The 16,402-nt window shown below is 65.2% G+C and carries 17 protein-coding genes; 11 read left to right on the top strand and 6 right to left on the bottom strand.

Annotated elements, in window-relative coordinates; genetic code table 11:
* The first annotated feature begins 89 nt into the window (after positions 1 to 89).
* From soxC to ACOXXX_RS18515, 5 genes are all read left to right on the top strand, one after another.
* Positions 90 to 1,361, top strand: a complete 1,272-nt coding sequence (gene soxC, locus ACOXXX_RS18535) for a sulfite dehydrogenase (RefSeq protein ID WP_422828103.1) — start codon at positions 90 to 92, stop codon at positions 1,359 to 1,361.
* Positions 1,345 to 2,391, top strand: coding sequence for a c-type cytochrome (locus tag ACOXXX_RS18530; protein WP_422828102.1), 1,047 nt, complete (start codon positions 1,345 to 1,347; stop codon positions 2,389 to 2,391). The genes soxC and ACOXXX_RS18530 overlap by 17 nt, the downstream gene beginning before the upstream one ends.
* Positions 2,381 to 2,713 carry a c-type cytochrome gene (locus ACOXXX_RS18525; RefSeq protein WP_422828101.1) on the top strand — a complete coding sequence of 111 codons (333 nt, stop codon included), beginning with the start codon at positions 2,381 to 2,383 and terminating at the stop codon, positions 2,711 to 2,713. Before ACOXXX_RS18530 ends, ACOXXX_RS18525 begins: the two co-directional genes overlap by 11 nt.
* 27 nt (positions 2,714 to 2,740) lie before the next feature.
* A complete protein-coding gene (locus ACOXXX_RS18520) occupies positions 2,741 to 4,000 on the top strand; it encodes an NAD(P)/FAD-dependent oxidoreductase (RefSeq protein WP_422828100.1) in 1,260 nt (419 codons plus the stop codon).
* Between the two features lie 124 nt (positions 4,001 to 4,124).
* On the top strand, positions 4,125 to 5,045 hold the full coding sequence (locus ACOXXX_RS18515) for a cation diffusion facilitator family transporter (protein ID WP_422828099.1): 921 nt from the start codon (positions 4,125 to 4,127) through the stop codon (positions 5,043 to 5,045).
* A 68-nt stretch (positions 5,046 to 5,113) separates the two neighbouring features.
* On the opposite strand, the gene ACOXXX_RS18510 is transcribed toward ACOXXX_RS18515, so the two are convergent.
* Positions 5,114 to 6,322: an FAD-binding domain-containing protein gene (locus ACOXXX_RS18510; protein ID WP_422828098.1), complete on the bottom strand. Its 1,209-nt coding sequence runs from the start codon at positions 6,320 to 6,322 to the stop codon at positions 5,114 to 5,116.
* 153 nt (positions 6,323 to 6,475) lie between these two features.
* Between ACOXXX_RS18510 and ACOXXX_RS18505 the strand changes: the two genes are divergently transcribed.
* The 5 genes from ACOXXX_RS18505 (at position 6,476) to ACOXXX_RS18485 (ending at position 9,858) form a co-directional block, all read left to right on the top strand.
* A complete protein-coding gene (locus ACOXXX_RS18505; RefSeq protein WP_422828096.1) occupies positions 6,476 to 7,108 on the top strand; it encodes an ATP-dependent Clp protease proteolytic subunit in 633 nt (210 codons plus the stop codon).
* A 157-nt stretch (positions 7,109 to 7,265) separates the two neighbouring features.
* On the top strand, positions 7,266 to 8,531 hold the full coding sequence (gene clpX, locus ACOXXX_RS18500; protein ID WP_422828095.1) for an ATP-dependent Clp protease ATP-binding subunit ClpX: 1,266 nt from the start codon (positions 7,266 to 7,268) through the stop codon (positions 8,529 to 8,531).
* Positions 8,532 to 8,667: 136 nt separating this feature from the next.
* Positions 8,668 to 9,027 (top strand): RidA family protein, encoded by a 360-nt coding sequence (locus ACOXXX_RS18495; protein WP_422828094.1) that lies wholly within the window; start codon positions 8,668 to 8,670, stop codon positions 9,025 to 9,027.
* A gap of 70 nt (positions 9,028 to 9,097) precedes the next feature.
* Positions 9,098 to 9,481: an NADH:ubiquinone oxidoreductase subunit NDUFA12 gene (locus tag ACOXXX_RS18490; RefSeq protein WP_422828093.1), complete on the top strand. Its 384-nt coding sequence runs from the start codon at positions 9,098 to 9,100 to the stop codon at positions 9,479 to 9,481.
* An 8-nt stretch (positions 9,482 to 9,489) separates the two neighbouring features.
* Positions 9,490 to 9,858 (top strand): DUF2155 domain-containing protein, encoded by a 369-nt coding sequence (locus ACOXXX_RS18485; protein ID WP_422828092.1) that lies wholly within the window; start codon positions 9,490 to 9,492, stop codon positions 9,856 to 9,858.
* On the opposite strand, the gene aat is transcribed toward ACOXXX_RS18485, so the two are convergent.
* The 3 genes from aat to accB form a co-directional block, all read right to left on the bottom strand.
* Positions 9,822 to 10,457, bottom strand: coding sequence for a leucyl/phenylalanyl-tRNA--protein transferase (aat, locus tag ACOXXX_RS18480; RefSeq protein WP_422828091.1), 636 nt, complete (start codon positions 10,455 to 10,457; stop codon positions 9,822 to 9,824). The two genes, ACOXXX_RS18485 and aat, sit on opposite strands and share 37 nt — an antisense overlap.
* Before the next feature lie 72 nt (positions 10,458 to 10,529).
* Positions 10,530 to 11,882, bottom strand: a complete 1,353-nt coding sequence (gene accC / locus ACOXXX_RS18475; protein WP_422828090.1) for an acetyl-CoA carboxylase biotin carboxylase subunit — start codon at positions 11,880 to 11,882, stop codon at positions 10,530 to 10,532.
* 9 nt (positions 11,883 to 11,891) lie between these two features.
* Complete coding sequence (accB, locus tag ACOXXX_RS18470; RefSeq protein ID WP_422828089.1) at positions 11,892 to 12,377, bottom strand: acetyl-CoA carboxylase biotin carboxyl carrier protein; 486 nt, start codon at positions 12,375 to 12,377, stop codon at positions 11,892 to 11,894.
* A gap of 162 nt (positions 12,378 to 12,539) precedes the next feature.
* On the opposite strand from accB, the gene ACOXXX_RS18465 reads away from it, so the two are divergent.
* Complete coding sequence (locus ACOXXX_RS18465; protein WP_422828088.1) at positions 12,540 to 14,042, top strand: class I adenylate-forming enzyme family protein; 1,503 nt, start codon at positions 12,540 to 12,542, stop codon at positions 14,040 to 14,042.
* Here ACOXXX_RS18465 and ACOXXX_RS18460 read toward each other — a convergent pair.
* The gene (locus tag ACOXXX_RS18460) at positions 13,997 to 14,338 is read right to left on the bottom strand and encodes a hypothetical protein (RefSeq protein WP_422828087.1); all 342 of its coding nucleotides are present in this window, start codon (positions 14,336 to 14,338) and stop codon (positions 13,997 to 13,999) included. The genes ACOXXX_RS18465 and ACOXXX_RS18460 overlap by 46 nt on opposite strands.
* A gap of 158 nt (positions 14,339 to 14,496) precedes the next feature.
* Positions 14,497 to 16,402: acetate--CoA ligase (acs, locus tag ACOXXX_RS18455; RefSeq protein ID WP_422828086.1), on the bottom strand; the 1,906-nt coding region annotated here is incomplete at its 5' end.

The following is a 16,402-nucleotide window of genomic DNA, read 5'->3' as shown; positions in this document are numbered from 1 at the left end:
TTCTGCGGCGGGTGCCCCCGGGGTGCCCGCCGTTTTTCCAGTCAAAATCATTCACATAGACGAATGTGATGATCCGAGAGGAGGCAAACATGACACAAGACAGCAAGAGCGGCACCTCGCGCCGGGCGTTCCTTCGGGGCAGCCTGGCCGCCGGGACCGCAATCGCAGGCGCTGGCATGGCCCGCGCGGCGGGGCCGGAGCCGTTGATCACCGAGGTCCAGCCCTGGGCGCAGGGGCTTGGCGACGGCGTCGACGCCACGCCCTACGGCCTGCCGATCGAGTTTGAATCGGATGTGATCCGGCGCAACGTGCCGTGGCTCACGGCCGATCCGATCAGCTCGATCAATTTCACGCCGATCCATGCGCTGGACGGGACGATCACCCCGCAGGGCTGCGCGTTCGAGAGGCATCATTCCGGTGCCATCGAACTGGCCAAGCCAGACTATCGGTTGATGGTGAACGGCCTTGTCGATAAGCCGCTGGTCTTCACCTATGCCGATCTCGAACGGTTCCCGCGCGAAAACCACGTCTATTTCTGCGAATGCGCCGCCAACACCGGCATGGAATGGGCGGGCGCGCAGCTCAATGGCGCGCAGTTCACGCATGGCATGATCCACAACATGGAATACACCGGCGTGCCGCTGCGCACCCTGCTGGAAGAGGCGGGCGCGGATCTTTCCGGTGACAAGTGGGTCTATGTCGAAGGCGCCGACGCGTCGTCGAATGGCCGCTCGATCCCGATGGAAAAAGCCCTGGACGACGTGCTCGTCGCGTTCAAGGCCAATGGCGAGGCTTTGCGCAAGGAGCACGGATATCCTGTGCGCCTGGTCGTGCCCGGCTGGGAAGGCAACATGTGGGTCAAGTGGCTGCGCCGGATCGAGGTCATGGATGGCCCGGTGGAAAGCCGCGAAGAAACCAGCAAGTACACCGACGTGATGGCGGACGGTTCGGCCCGCAAATGGACCTGGGTGATGGATGCGAAATCGGTCGTGACCAGCCCCAGCCCGCAATCGCCGATCACCCACGGCCCCGGGCCGCTGGTCATCACCGGGCTGGCCTGGTCCGGCCACGGCAAGATCACGCGTGTCGATGTCTCAAGGGATGGTGGCATGACCTGGGAAACCGCGCGGCTGGCCCGCGAGGCCGAGGACAAAGCGCTCACGCGCTTCTACCTCGACATCGACTGGGACGGCTCGGAAATGCTGCTGCAAAGCCGCGCGATGGATGAAACCGGCTATGTCCAGCCGACCAAAGCGCAGCTGCGCGAGGTGCGCGGGCTCAATTCGGTCTATCACAACAACTGCATCCAGACATGGCATGTCAAGGAAAACGGGGAGGCGGAAAATGTCGAAGTTTCTTAAGGTTACGGGTACCGCCGCGCTGGTCCTGACCGCCGCGCCGGTCTGGGCCGAACCTCTTGGCCTGGGCCGCGAAGCCCTGCCGGAAGAGATTGCCGCCTGGGATCTAGACGTGAGCCCCGACGGCACCGGCCTGCCCGAAGGGTCGGGCTCGGTCGAGGATGGCGAGGCGATCTTTGCCGATGCCTGCGGCGCCTGCCACGGCGTCTTTGCCGAAGGCGTGGGCAACTGGCCCAAGCTTGCCGGCGGAGACGGCACGCTGGCGGACGAAGACCCGGTCAAGACGGTGGGCAGCTACTGGCCGTATCTGTCCACGACCTTCGATTATGTCCACCGTTCCATGCCGTTCGGCAATGCGCAAAGCCTGACCGCCGACGAAGTCTATGCGATCACGGCTTATATCCTTTACTCGAACTTCATCGTGGAGGATGATTTCGTCCTGTCGAAGGAGAATTTCCTGGAGGTCGAGATGCCCAATGCCGACGGTTTTTTCGTCGATGACCGGGCCGAAACCGAATACCCGCAATGGTCGGGCGAGCCGTGCATGGAAAACTGCAAGGACTCGGTGGAAATCACCATGCGGGCGACCGTGCTGGACGTGACGCCCGAGGAAACCGCCGAAGAGGCGGCGATGCAGGAAGAGGCGGCGATGGAAGAAAGCGCCGCGCCGGCAGAGGCCGAGGCCGAAACAGTCGAGGTTGCCGCGGTTGATCCGGAACTGGCGGCCGAGGGCGAAAAGGTCTTCCGCAAGTGCAAGGCCTGCCACCAGGTCGGCGAGGGCGCCAAGAACCGGTCGGGTCCGCAGCTCAACGGCATCGTCGGGCGCGACATCGGCGCGGTCGACGGCTTCCGCTATTCCGGCGCGATGGCCGATCACGGCGGCGTCTGGGACGAGGCCACGCTGGCCGCCTTCCTGGCCGATCCGCGCGGCAGCATCAAGGGCACCAAGATGGCCTTTGCCGGGCTGAAAAAGGCCGAAGATGTCGACGCCGTCATCGCCTATCTCAAGAGCGCATCCGCCGATGCGCAATAAGGCGATCCTAGCAGCGGCGGCGCTGGTCGCCATGCCGGTCGGCGGGCTGGCAGAGGCGCTTGTGGTGCCGCCGGGCCTGCTGACGATGGAGGGCGATCCGGAATACGGAGAATACCTGGGCGGCGAATGCACCACCTGCCACCAGTTAGAGGCTTACGACGGGATCCCGCCACTGGCGGGGCTCGACAAGGAACACTTCATCCTGGCGATGCTCGAATACCGGCAGAAACTGCGCGAAAACGCGGCGATGCAGCTGGTGGCGGGGCGGTTGTCGGACGAAGAGATCGCGGCCCTTGCGGCCTATTTCAAGGAGCTCGAATAAACGGGCCCGACTATGGGAGGAGATACCATGCTACTGAACAGACGCGGTTTTCTGGGAACCGGCGCGGCGGCACTAAGCCTTGCGGCCCCGATGGTGCGCGCACAGGGCAAGCCCCGTGTCGTGGTCGTCGGCGGCGGTGCGGGCGGTGCCACGGCGGCGCGCTACATCGCCAAGGACAGCGACGGTGCGATCGACGTCACGCTGATCGAACCGACGCGGACCTACTACACCTGCTTTTTCTCGAACCTGTACCTCGGCGGCTTCCGTACGCTTGAAAGCCTGGGCCATACGTATGGCACGCTGGCGTCGGAGTACGGCATCAACGTCGTGCATGACTGGGCGCTTGGTGTCGACCGCGATGCCAAGACCGTGGCGCTGGCGGGCGGCGGGTCGGTGCCTTACGACCGGCTGATCCTCAGCCCCGGTATCGACTTCATCGAAGGCTCCGTTCCGGGCTGGTCGCTGGCGGCGCAGAACGCCATGCCACATGCCTACAAGGGCGGATCGCAGACCGAGCTGCTGAAGGCGCAGATCGAGGATATGGAAGAGGGTGGCACCTTTGTCATGGTCGCCCCGCCCAACCCCTTCCGCTGCCCGCCTGGCCCCTACGAGCGGGTGTCGATGGTGGCTAGCTACCTGAAAGAGAACAATCCGACGGCGAAGATCATCATCGCCGACCCGAAAGAGAAATTCTCGAAACAGGGACTGTTTGAGGAAGGCTGGAACCAGCACTATTCCGGCATGATCACCCGGATCGGCCCGGATTTCGGCGGCGAGAACACCTCCGTCAACCCGGACGACATGACCGTCGATATCGACGGCGAGGTGATCAACGCCAGCGTCGTGAACGTGATCCCGGCGCAGAAGGCCGGGCTGATCTGCGAAGCGGCGGGCCTGACCGATGGCAATTGGGCGCCTGTCGTGCCTGCGACGATGCAAAGCCGGATGGACGAGAACGTGCACATCCTGGGCGATGCCAGCCAGCAGGGCGACATGCCGAAATCCGGCTTCTCGGCCAACAGCCAGGCCAAGGTCTGCGCCAATGCCGTGCGCGCTGCGCTGACCGATTCCAAGGCTTTCCCGGCGCGGTTCTCGAACACCTGCTGGTCGCTGATCTCGGCCGATAACGGCGTCAAGGTCGGCGCGTCCTACGAGGCGACAGACGAGAAGATCGCCAGCACCGGCGGGTTCATCAGCGACACCGGCGAAGACGCCGCGGTGCGCGAAGCGACCTATGAGGAAAGCATCGGCTGGTACGCGGGCATCACGTCCGACATGTTCGGCTAAGGCTTTTATCCTGCGGCACAAACGGATGGCGCGCCGGGCTACGGCGCGCCATTCGCCGTTTCAGGCCAGGGCATTCATCGCCGCCGCGCTTGAAGTCTGGCAACCGAAGGCGTTAGGTCGCGGCATGGCACACGGACATCACCATCACCACGTCGACCCCGAGGCGGGCGACCGCCGGGTCGTGGCTGCCGTGGCAATCAACGTCGCACTGACGGTGGCGCAGATCGTCGGCGGGGTGCTGTCGGGCAGTCTGGCGATGATCGCCGACGCGGTGCACAACCTGTCGGATGCGGTGTCGCTGGTCATCGCCTTCGGCGCCCGCAAGATCGCGCGGCGCCCGGCGGACAGCGCCATGACCTTCGGCTATGCCCGGGCCGAAGTGGTGGCGGCGCTGATCAACTACACCACGCTGATCGTGATCGGCGTCTACCTGGTCTACGAAGGCGTGTTCCGGCTGTTCGATCCCGTGGGGGTCGACGGCTGGCTGGTCGTGATCATCGCCGGCGTGGCGCTGGTGGTCGACCTGGGCACGGCTGCACTGACGTTCGCGATGTCAAAGCACAGCATGAACATCCGCGCGGCGTTTGTGCACAATCTGGCCGATGCGCTGGGATCGCTCGCGGTGATCTTCGCCGGGATCGTGATCCTGCTGTTCGGTTGGGTCTGGGTGGATGCCGTCGTGACGCTTCTGATCGCGGGGTACATCCTGTGGTTGGCCGGGTCCGAAATCGGCGGCGCGATCCGCATTCTGATGCTGGGCACACCGCCCGGGCTGGCGCCATCGGACGTGCTGAGAGCCGCGAAGACGGTTGAGGGCGTGCAGGACCTGCATCACGCGCATCTGTGGCAGATGGACGAACACCGCAGCGCGCTTCAGGCGCATGTGGTGGTGGAGGAGGGCGCCTGGCACCGGGCCGATGCGATCAAGGATGCGATCAAGGCGCAGCTGTCAGAGCGTTTCGGCATCGCGCATCTGACGCTTGAGATGGAATGCGCCCGGCATGCCTGCGCGGATGCAAGCGAGATCGGCGAAAGCGTCCACTGATCCCGGCCAGCACCGTCGGTCCCTGGTTCCGGCAGGGCTGATAAAGGCCGCCCGTATCGCGTCGGCCCTCAGGCCGCGCGAATCCCCGACATCTCGCCCAAAAGCGTCGGGATCTTGTCCTTGAACTTGAAGAACCCGGCGGTGGCATTGGGCCAGGCGCGGGCATCGTAGGGGCGCAGGGGGCGCAGCACCGGCAGATCGGTGATCTGGTTCAGCACATCCGCGACCGGCCCCACGGGCGCATAGGCCGTCACGATCTGCTCGGCCCCTGCCTCCTGCGCCCAGCGGGTGATGTCCTCGGCGCTGGCCAGACCGGGTGTGATCTCGCCCAGCCGATCTGCCCAGCGGCCTGTCACATCCTCCAACGCGGCGGTCTTGAAGGCGCCCACATGCGGCGCTGTGTGCAGCGGGCTGAGGCCCGGCCAGCCGTGCAGCGTGGCGGTGGCAAGGGGGCGCAGGCCCAGATCGAAAAGCCAGCCGGGGCTCAGGTCCTCTTCGTGCAGCAGGAAGGCCGTGGGCCGGTCGGGATCGAAACTGTCGCCCGTCGGTGCGTCCATCCGCGGCGGATGCGCGGGCCCCTCGAGCGGCGGGGCCTCGGGCGCAAGGCCTGCGGGATGAAACCGCCCTTCGGTGTAGCGTGCGATATTGGACGGGCGGGCGAGGTAGGTCTTGCCCTTGGTCTGCAACCCGCCGACCCAGCGCCAGCTCAGCGTATTGGACGCCGGATCGCCGTCCAGCAGGTGCCGCAGAAAGAAATCCGCCCCAAGCTCCCACGGCAGGCGCAGGGTGAAGATCCAGATCGAGGCGAACCACATCCGGGCGTGGTTGTGCAGGTATCCGGTCTGCACCAGTTCCTGCGCCCAGGCGTCGAAACAGGCGATCCCGGTGTCGCCCTTGCATGCGGCCTCCCACCCCTGTCGCAGCCCCGATTGCGTCTGCACCCGGTCCAGCGCCTGATCGAGACCGGCGCGATAGCCGCCCCAGACCGGCGGGCGCATCTCGAGCCAGCCTTTCCAGTAGGTGCGCCAGAACACCTCCTGAATGAACTTCTCTGCCGCGCTGCGCGAATGCCGGCCCAGCGTGGCGCGCAGCACCTCTTCCTCGGTCAGCAGGCGGTGGCGCAGGTAGGGCGACAGGGTCGACACGCCGCTGTGCTGTCCGGGGCCCAGATCGAAATTGCGGCGTGCGGCATAGTCGCGGCCCGCATGCGGCACGAATTTCTGAAGCCGCGTCAGCGCCTCGGTCCGGGTCGGGGGGAAGTGTTGCAGCGCATCCATCCCGGCAAGGATAGGCTGCGCGCGCACCGCTTCAAGACGGAGGCCAAGCGACCGGCAAATTGACCGGCAGCCCTTGCGGGTGCCCGTAGCCGACACTAAGACTCGGGTAACCTATGATGGCTAGACACACGCAGCGAGAGCAGGCAGGCGCAAATGCAAGATCCCTACGATACATACATGAACACGCTGGTCCCCATGGTGGTGGAGCAGACCAGCCGCGGCGAACGCGCCTACGACATCTTTTCGCGCCTCCTGAAGGAGCGGATCATCTTTCTGTCGGGTCCCGTGCACGACGGCATGTCGTCACTGATCGTCGCGCAGCTGCTGCACCTCGAGGCGGAAAACCCGTCCAAGGAAATCAGCATGTACATCAACAGCCCTGGCGGCGTGGTGACCAGCGGCCTGTCGATCTACGACACGATGCAGTACATCAAACCCAAGGTCAGCACGCTTGTGATTGGCCAGGCGGCGTCGATGGGATCGTTGCTCTTGACGGCGGGCGAGGCGGGCATGCGCTTTTCGCTGCCCAACAGCCGGGTGATGGTGCACCAGCCGTCGGGCGGCTACCAGGGCCAGGCGACGGATATCATGATCCACGCGCAGGAAACCCAGAAGCTCAAGACCCGGCTGAATGAAATCTACGTCAAGCACACCGGCCAGACCCTGAAAAAGGTCGAAGCGGCGCTGGAGCGCGACAATTTCATGTCGCCCGAAGAGGCGAAGGACTGGGGCCTGATCGACGAGATCGTGGAAAGCCGTCCGAAGACGGAAAGCGACGGTTCCTAAGCATTGCCAAAGCCTTTGCCGCGGCTCGCGCGGCAGGGGCAAATTTGCGATTGTAGACCGGAAATGCCTGTCTTAAGCTGGCGGGAACACAAAGGCCCGGTGGCGGTGTGGGGGCTGCGACGCCGGTCCCGGACATCAGGGCCGAGAAAGGTGCGATATGGCGACGAATTCAGGCGGTGACAGCAAAAACACCTTGTACTGCAGCTTTTGCGGAAAAAGCCAGCACGAGGTCCGCAAGCTGATCGCCGGTCCGACGGTGTTCATCTGCGACGAATGCGTCGAACTGTGCATGGACATCATCCGCGAGGAAACCAAGGGGTCGGGGCTGAAATCGTCGGACGGCGTGCCAACCCCGCGCGAAATCTGCCAGGTGCTGGACGACTATGTGATTGGCCAGCAGACCGCGAAGCGGGTGCTGTCGGTGGCGGTGCACAACCACTACAAACGGTTGAACCACAGCCAGAAGACCAACGACATCGAACTGTCGAAATCCAACATCCTGCTGATCGGCCCCACCGGCTGCGGCAAGACGCTGCTGGCTCAGACGCTGGCGCGTATTCTCGACGTGCCGTTCACCATGGCCGACGCCACGACGCTGACCGAAGCGGGTTATGTGGGCGAGGATGTGGAAAACATCATCCTCAAGCTGCTTCAGGCGTCCGAGTACAACGTCGAACGGGCACAGCGCGGCATCGTCTATATCGACGAGGTCGACAAGATCACCCGCAAGTCGGAAAACCCCTCGATCACCCGCGACGTGTCGGGCGAGGGTGTGCAGCAGGCGTTGCTGAAGCTGATGGAAGGCACCGTCGCATCCGTGCCGCCGCAGGGCGGGCGCAAGCATCCGCAGCAGGAATTCCTGCAGGTGGACACGACCAACATCCTCTTTATCTGCGGCGGCGCCTTTGCCGGGCTCGACCGCATCATCTCGCAGCGCGGCAAGGGGTCGGCCATGGGCTTTGGCGCCGATGTGCGCAATGTCGATGACCGCAATGTGGGCGAGGTCTTCAAGGAGCTGGAGCCCGAGGATCTGCTAAAATTCGGCCTGATCCCGGAATTCGTCGGACGTCTGCCCGTGCTGGCCACGCTTGAGGATCTGGACGAAGACGCGCTTGTCACCATCCTGACCGCGCCCAAGAACGCGCTGGTCAAACAGTATCAGCGACTGTTCGAGATGGAGGATACGCAGCTTACCTTCACCGACGACGCACTGCTGGCCATCGCCAAGCGCGCCATCGCCCGCAAGACCGGGGCACGCGGCCTGAGGTCGATCCTCGAGGCGATCCTGCTCGAGACGATGTTCGAACTGCCGGGCATGGACGAGGTGGTCGAGGTGGTCGTCAACGAAGAGGCCGTGACCTCGGACGCGAAGCCCCTGATGATCTATGCCGATCAGAAGAAGGAACCGGCGTCGGCGGGCTGACCCGGGTTCCATACAAGACGACGAAGGCGGGGCTGTCCCCGCCTTTTTCTTTGCCTGGCCCGGGGGTTGCGCGACACCGTTGACATACCGGCATCGGCACCGTTTGCTGGCGCGGACCCATGCAAAGGAGAGGGCGATGACCGTCAAGCGCATCCATTCCGGCAGCCCCTACGAGGAAAAGATCGGCTATTGCCGCGCTGTCGTGGCGGGCGGTTTCGTGCACGTCGCGGGCACCGTCGGGCAGGGCGACACGGTAAAGCAGCAGTGCCGCACAGCACTTGGCACCATCGCGTCTGCATTGCGGCAGGCGGGCGCCACCTTTGCGGATGCGGTTCGGGTGACCTACTATCTGCCCGATGCGACGGAATTCGAACACTGCTGGCCGATCCTGCGCGACACATTCGGCGATGCGCCGCCCGCCGCCACGATGATCGAATGCAACCTGATCGATCCGAAATACCGGATCGAGATCGAGCTTACGGCGCTGGCCCCCTGAGCGCCTGCGCCCACTGGACGCCGCGCAGCGGATGCGCCATACACGGGGACAACGAGACGGAGTACGATCCATGGGCATTCTGAGCAATCTGCTGCGCGCGGTCACCTGGTGGAACGGCCAGACCCTGAACACGCAGTTCTACACCTGGCGCACGGGCCACAAGGTGGGCGACGATGCGCAGGGCAACATCTTTTACCAAAGCAAGGACGGCGCGCGGCGCTGGGTGATCTTCAACGGCGAGGCCGAGGCAAGCCGCATCGGCCCGGAATGGCACGGCTGGCTGCACCACACCTATCAGGAGCCACCGACCGAACGCCCGATGACGCACAAGGCCTGGGAAAAACCGCATCAGGAAAACCTGACCGGCACGGCACTGGCCTATGCCCCGGCCGGGTCGATCCGCAGGGTCGATCCCAAGGACCGCAGCGATTACGAGGCCTGGAGCCCGGAGTGATCCCTGACATGTTTCGGATGCGGTGTCTGGGCACGGCGCTGCTCTGCGCGCTTGCCAGCGGCGCCGCGGCGCAGGAGGTGGTCAGCCCCGGCAGCGGTGTCGTGCTGCGCGCGCTCGACAAGCTCAACGGAACGGTGGCGGATGTCGAACTGGCCAATGGCCAGAGCCGCGCCCTGGGCCGGATCGAGATCACCGTGAACGAATGCCGCTATCCCGAGGGAAACCCGGCGGGTGACGCCTTTGCCTACCTTGAGGTGCGCGAGGTCGGCGTGTCCGAGCCGGTGTTTCAGGGCTGGATGATCGCCAGCGCCCCGGCGCTCAACCCGATGGATCACCCGCGCTACGACGTCTGGGTGCTGCGCTGCCAGACTTCCTGACCGGACATCGCCAGCGGGCGTGCGGTCAGGCTGGCGCTGCGGTCCAGCGCCTCGGCCAGTCGGCTGTGATATTCCGCCCGAGAGATTTCGATGCCGCCCAAGCTCGCCAGATGCGGGTTGATGAACTGGGTGTCGAACAGCACGAAGCCGCAGCGCCGCAAATGATCGACCAGCCACGCCAGCGCGATTTTCGATGCATCCGTGCGCCGCGAAAACATCGACTCCCCGCAGAATGCCGCGCCCAGCGTCACGCCATAGACGCCGCCCACCAGCTCTGACCCGTCCCAGACCTCGATCGAATGGGCGATCCCGTCGGCGAAAAGGCGGCTGTAAAGGTCGCGGATTTCCGCGTTGATCCAGGTTTCGGCCCGGTCGGCGCAGCCGTCGACCACTGCATCGAAGGCGGTGTTGAGCGTCACCTGGTAGGGATCGCGGCGCAGGCGGCGCGCGAGGCTGCGTGAGATGTGAAAGCCCTCCAGCGGCAGAATCCCGCGGCGGCGCGGATCGACCCAGAAGATATCCGGGTCGTCGCGGGTTTCGGCCATCGGGAAAATGCCCGCGCGGTAGGCCTGCAGCAGCAGTTCGGGTGAAACGCTCATCCCGCCTGCCCGGGGCGGCTGAACACGGAGCTTGCAAGGGCGTTGCGCAGCGCGGCGGAACAGGTCATGCGACTATCCCGGCTGCAGCGCCTGTTCCAGCCAGTGTTCCAGCCAGTGGATGTTGTAATCCCCGGAATGGATATCGGGTTCTTGCAGCAAGGCATGGAAAAGCGGGATCGTGGTATCGACCCCGTCGACGATCAGTTCGCCCAACGCCCGGTTCAGCCGTGCCAGCGCTTCGGGGCGGTCGCGGCCGTGCACGATCAGCTTGCCGATCAGGCTGTCGTAATAGGGTGGGATCTTGTAGCCGTCATAAAGCGCGGAATCGATCCGCACGCCGAGGCCGCCCGGGGCATGGTATTGCGTGATCCGGCCCGGGCTGGGCGAGAAATTCGGCAGCTTTTCGGCGTTGATCCGCACCTCGATCGCGTGGCCGTTGATCTTGAGATCCTCTTGGGTGAAGGACATCGGCAGGCCTGCGGCCACGCGAATTTGTTCGCGCACCAGATCGACGCCAAAGATGCCTTCGGTCACGGGATGTTCGACCTGCAGCCGGGTGTTCATCTCGATGAAGTAGAATTCGCCCTTTTCATAGAGGAACTCGATGGTGCCGGCGCCGGCGTAGTTGATCGCGGCGACCGCATCGGCACAGACCTTGCCGATCCGTGCACGCTCTTCTTCGGAAATGGCGGGGCCGGGGGCCTCTTCGAACACCTTCTGGTGGCGGCGCTGCAGCGAACAGTCGCGTTCGCCAAGGTGCACCGCGCGGCCCTTGCCGTCACCGAAGACCTGGATTTCGATATGCCGCGGTGTGGTCAGGTATTTCTCGATATAGACCTCGTCATTGCCGAAGGCCGCCTTGGCCTCGGACCGGGCGGTGAGAAAGGCGCGCTCCATCTCGGAGGCGTCCTTGGCTACCTTCATGCCGCGCCCGCCGCCGCCGGCGGTCGCCTTGATGATCACCGGATAGCCGATCTCGTCCCCCAGCTTGCGCGCGGTGTCGAGATCCGGCACGCCGCCGCCCGACCCGGGTACGCAGGGCACGCCCAGATCCTTCATCGTTTCGATGGCGGCGATCTTGTCCCCCATGACGCGGATGTGGTCGGCGGTGGGGCCGATGAATGTCAGACCGTGATCCTCGACCACCTGCACAAAGCGCGCGTTTTCGGACAGAAATCCGTAGCCGGGATGGATCGCCTGCGCGCCCGTCACCTCGCAGGCGGCCAGGATCGCCGGGATCGACAGGTAGCTTTCGGTCGAGGACGGCGGGCCGATGCAGATGGTTTCATCCGCCATCCGCACATGCATCGCGTCGCTGTCTGCGGTGGAATGCACCGCAACGCTCTGGATGCCCATCTCGCGGCAGGCCCGGATGACGCGAAGGGCGATTTCGCCACGGTTGGCGATCAGAATCTTGTCAAACATGCCCGGGCCTTATTCCAGGATCACGAGCGGCGCGCCGTATTCGACCGGCGCCCCGTCTTCGACCAGGATACGTTTCACCGTGCCGGAGCGCGGCGCGGGAATATGGTTCATCGTCTTCATCGCCTCGACGATCAGCAGCGTGTCGCCTTCGGACACGCTGGCGCCGACATTTATGAAGGCGGGCGCGCCCGGTTCAGCCTGCATGTAGACCGTGCCCACCATGGGCGAGGTCACGGCGCCGGGATGTGCGGCGGGATCCTCGACCGCCTCGGCGGCCGGTGCGGCGGCAGGGGCGCTGGCCTGCGGGGCCGCCGGGGCGGGGGCCGCGGCGGCGACCGGGGCCGCCTGCGGCTGCAACCGGCTGACGCGCACGTTCAGGCTGTCGTCCTCGCCATATTCGCGCTTGACCTGAAGCTCGGTCAGGTCGTTTTCGCGCAGCAGTTCCGCCAGCGCCTGAATAAAGGCCACGTCTGCGTCTTTGGTGTTCTTTGTCATGCCATCCTCGCCCGAATCTCTCTGTGTGGCCCGCCCCGGGGCCACCATGGGTTGACCGCTTATAGGCCAAGCTGCGGGCCATGAAAAGCAACCCGGCATCCGTGTCGTGCGGACGATTGCACCGTCCTGCGGGTCAGGCTTTAGTGGCGGCGGGAGGATACGATGAATATAGCACTTTGGCTGCAGCGCAGGGCGCAGGTCGACCCGGCGCGCCCGGCGCTTTTCCTGGGCACTGACTGCATCGCCGACTACGGCGCGTTCGGCGCCGCTGCCGACCGACTGGCCGGGGGGCTGGCGGCGCACGGCATCGGGCCGGGCGACCGCGTGGCGCTCTTCATGCAGAACGTGCCGGACTACCTGGTCGCGCTTTATGGCATCTGGATGGCCGGGGGCGCGGCGGTGCCCATCAACGCCAAGCTGCACCCGCGCGAGGTGGCGTGGATCCTCGACAATGCCGGGGCAGCGCTGTGCCTCGCGACGCCGGTGCTCGCGGATCAGCTGGACGGGCAGGGGCCGACGCCGGTGATCGCCACGGGAAGCGCGCGGTGGCAGCAAATGGCCGATCACGCGCCGATCGACCGGGTTGCCCCGCGCTCGGACGGCGATCTGGCCTGGCTCTTCTACACCTCCGGCACCACCGGGCGACCGAAGGGGGTGATCATCACCCACGGCATGCTGCGCAGCATGAGCCTGTGCTACCTTGCGGATGTGGACAGGGTCGAGGCGGAAGATGCGACGATCTATGCCGCACCGCTCAGCCACGGCGCGGGGCTTTACAACTTCATGCATGTGCAGGCCGGGGCGCGGCACGTGTTCCCACGCTCGGGCGGGTTCGACGCCGCCGAGGTGCTGGATCTGGCGCGCGATCTGGGCGGGGCCCACCTTTTCGCCGCCCCAACCATGGTCAAGCGGCTGACCGATGCGGCGCAGGCGCGCGGCATCGGCGGGGACGGGCTGCGCACGGTCGTTTATGCGGGCGGCCCGATGTACGAGGCGGATATCCTGCGTGCGACCCAGGTGTTCGGTCCGGTCTTTGTCCAGATCTACGGGCAGGGGGAATGCCCGATGGGCATCACCGCGCTTTGCCGCGAGGATATCGCGGACCGCGAGCACGCCCGTTGGCGCGAAAGGCTGGCCTCGGTCGGGCGGGCACAATCGGCGGTCGAGGTCTGCATCACCGATGCGGCGGGCGCATCGATGCCCGAAGGTGAGGTGGGCGAGATTTGCGTGCGCGGCGCGACCGTGATGCCGGGCTACTGGCGCAATCCCGACGCCACGGCGCGGACGCTGGTGGAAGGCTGGCTGCGCACCGGCGACATGGGCGCGATGGATGCCGACGGCTATGTCACGCTTCGGGACCGGTCAAAGGACCTGATCATTTCGGGCGGCTCCAACGTCTATCCGCGCGAGGTCGAAGAGGTCTTGCTGGGTTGCCTCGGCGTGCGCGAGGTGTCGGTCGTGGGCCGCGCCGATCCGGAATGGGGCGAGGTCGTCGTGGCCTTCGTGGTCGCTGCGGACGGTGTCGACGCGGCTGCGCTGAACGCGCATTGCCTTGACAACATCGCGCGTTTCAAACGGCCCAAGGATTATGTCTTTGTGCCGGAACTGCCCAAGAACAACTACGGCAAGGTGCTCAAGACCGAATTGCGGGCGTTGCTGTCCTGAGGGGATTCATCGCCTTGCGGCTGGCCGGAGTCCTGCGCGGCCTGGGCCTGTTCCTGCAGATGCGAGGTGATGCGCAGCTGCATGATCGACGGCGGCGCGGTTTTGGGGGCGTCGGCTTTCTGCGGCGTGGGATGCGCGAACGGGCGTTGCTGGCCCGGATCGCTCCCGGCGGCGGCGGCATCGCGTGCGGCGGCGATGCGGGTGTCGGATTGGGGCCGGTCCGGCGCGGCGGGCAGGCCCAGCGGGTGGCCGGTGCTATGCGGTGCGGCCCAGGGCGGGGTGCCTGAGATCTGCATCTCATGTCTCCACTTGCTGTAGCGCCCCACGTTTTGAGAATAGCATCTCTCGGCCACGACGGGTGGAGAATCGTCAGCCTTGGTTAATCGTTGACGAACAGCCCGGCGCACGGTGGTGATTGCACGCCGGGAGATCGTTCAGGCGTAGGTTGCTGCCCTCACGCCTTGTTTTTTCGGTTATCGATGAGGTTTTGGACGACGTCTGGGTCGGCGAGTGTTGAGGTGTCGCCCAGGGATCCGTAGTCGTTTTCGGCGATCTTGCGCAGGATGCGGCGCATGATCTTGCCGGATCGGGTCTTGGGCAGGCCGGGGGCCCACTGGATGAGGTCCGGGGACGCGATGGGGCCGATTTCCTGGCGGACCCAGGTGCGCAGTTCCTTGGTCAGCTCGTCCGAAGGCTCCACCCCGTTCATCAGGGTGACGTAGCAATAGATGCCCTGGCCCTTGACCTCGTGCGGGTAGCCGACGACCGCGGCCTCGGCGACCTTGGCATGGGCCACCAGCGCCGATTCCACCTCGGCCGTGCCCATGCGGTGGCCGCTGACGTTGATCACGTCATCGACCCGGCCGGTGATCCAGTAATCCCCGTCCGCGTCGCGCCTGCAGCCGTCGCCTGAGAAGTAGTAGCCCTTGTAGTCCGAGAAATAGGTCTTCTCGAACCGCTCGTGATCGCCCCAGACCGTGCGCATCTGCCCGGGCCAGCTGTCGGCGATGACCAGCACGCCCTCGGTCGGGTTCTGTTCCTGCACCTCGGCGGTCTGCGGGTCCAGCACCAGCGGCTTGATGCCGAAGAACGGCTTCATCGCGGCGCCGGGTTTGGTCGCATGCGCGCCGGGCAGCGGGGTCAGCAGGTGCCCGCCGGTTTCGGTCTGCCACCAGGTGTCGACGATGGGACAGCGGCCGCCGCCCACCACCTCGTTGTACCAGTTCCAGGCCTCGGGGTTGATCGGTTCGCCCACGGTGCCCAGCAGTTTCAGCGAGGATAGATCGCATTTGGTTACGAAATCATTACCCTGGCCCATCAGCGCGCGAATCGCCGTGGGCGCGGTGTAGAACTGCGCGACTTTGTGCTTTTCGCAGACCTGCCAGAAGCGGCTGGCGTCCGGATAGGTCGGCACGCCTTCGAACATCACGGTGGTGGCGCCGTTCGCTAAGGGCCCGTAAACAATGTAGGAATGCCCGGTCACCCAGCCCACGTCGGCGGTGCACCAGTAGACGTCGCCGTCGTGGTAATCAAACGTGATCTCGTGCGTTAACGCGGCATAAACCAGATAGCCGCCAGATGTATGCACGACGCCCTTTGGCTGCCCGGTGGAGCCCGAGGTGTAGAGGATGAAGAGAGGGTCCTCCGCGTTCATCTCGGCAGGCTGGCTCACGTCCGAGGCTTCGGCGGCCATCTCGTTGTAATCATAGTCGCGGTCCTGGACCCAGGTGGTCTGGCCGCCGGTGCGCTTGACCACCAGGCATTTGACGCTGTCCTTGCAGTTGCGCAGGGCCTGGTCGGCGTTTGTCTTGAGCGCGGTCTTCCTGCCGCCGCGGGGCGCCTCGTCGGCGGTGATCAGTACCTTGGCGTCGGATCCGTTGATCCGCGCGGCCAGCGCGTCGGGCGAAAAGCCCGCGAAGACGATGGAGTGGATGGCGCCGATGCGCGCGCAGGCAAGCATGGCATAGGCGGCCTCGGGGATCATCGGCAGGTAGATCACGACGCGGTCGCCGCGGCGCACGCCCAGCTCTTCGAGGATGTTGGCCATCTTGCAGACGCTGCGGTGCAGCTCGCGGTAGGTGATGTGCTTGGCCGCGTCCTCGGGGTCGTCGGGCTCCCAGATGATCGCGGTCTGGTCGCCGCGGGTCTCGAGATGCCGGTCGATGCAGTTGGCCGCGACGTTGAGCGTGCCATCCTCGAACCACTTGATGCCGACATTGCCGAGCGTGAAGTCGACGTTCTTGACGGTCGAATAAGGCTTGATCCAGTCGATCCGCTTGCCATGCTCCGCCCAGAACCCCTCAGGATCCGACACCGACGCCGCATACATCTCCTCATACCGCGACGCGTCAACGTGGGCG

This window comes from Thalassococcus sp. BH17M4-6, from assembly GCF_049323015.1.
GTDB lineage: Bacteria > Pseudomonadota > Alphaproteobacteria > Rhodobacterales > Rhodobacteraceae > Puniceibacterium.
This window is presented reverse-complemented; position numbering and strand designations above follow the sequence as displayed.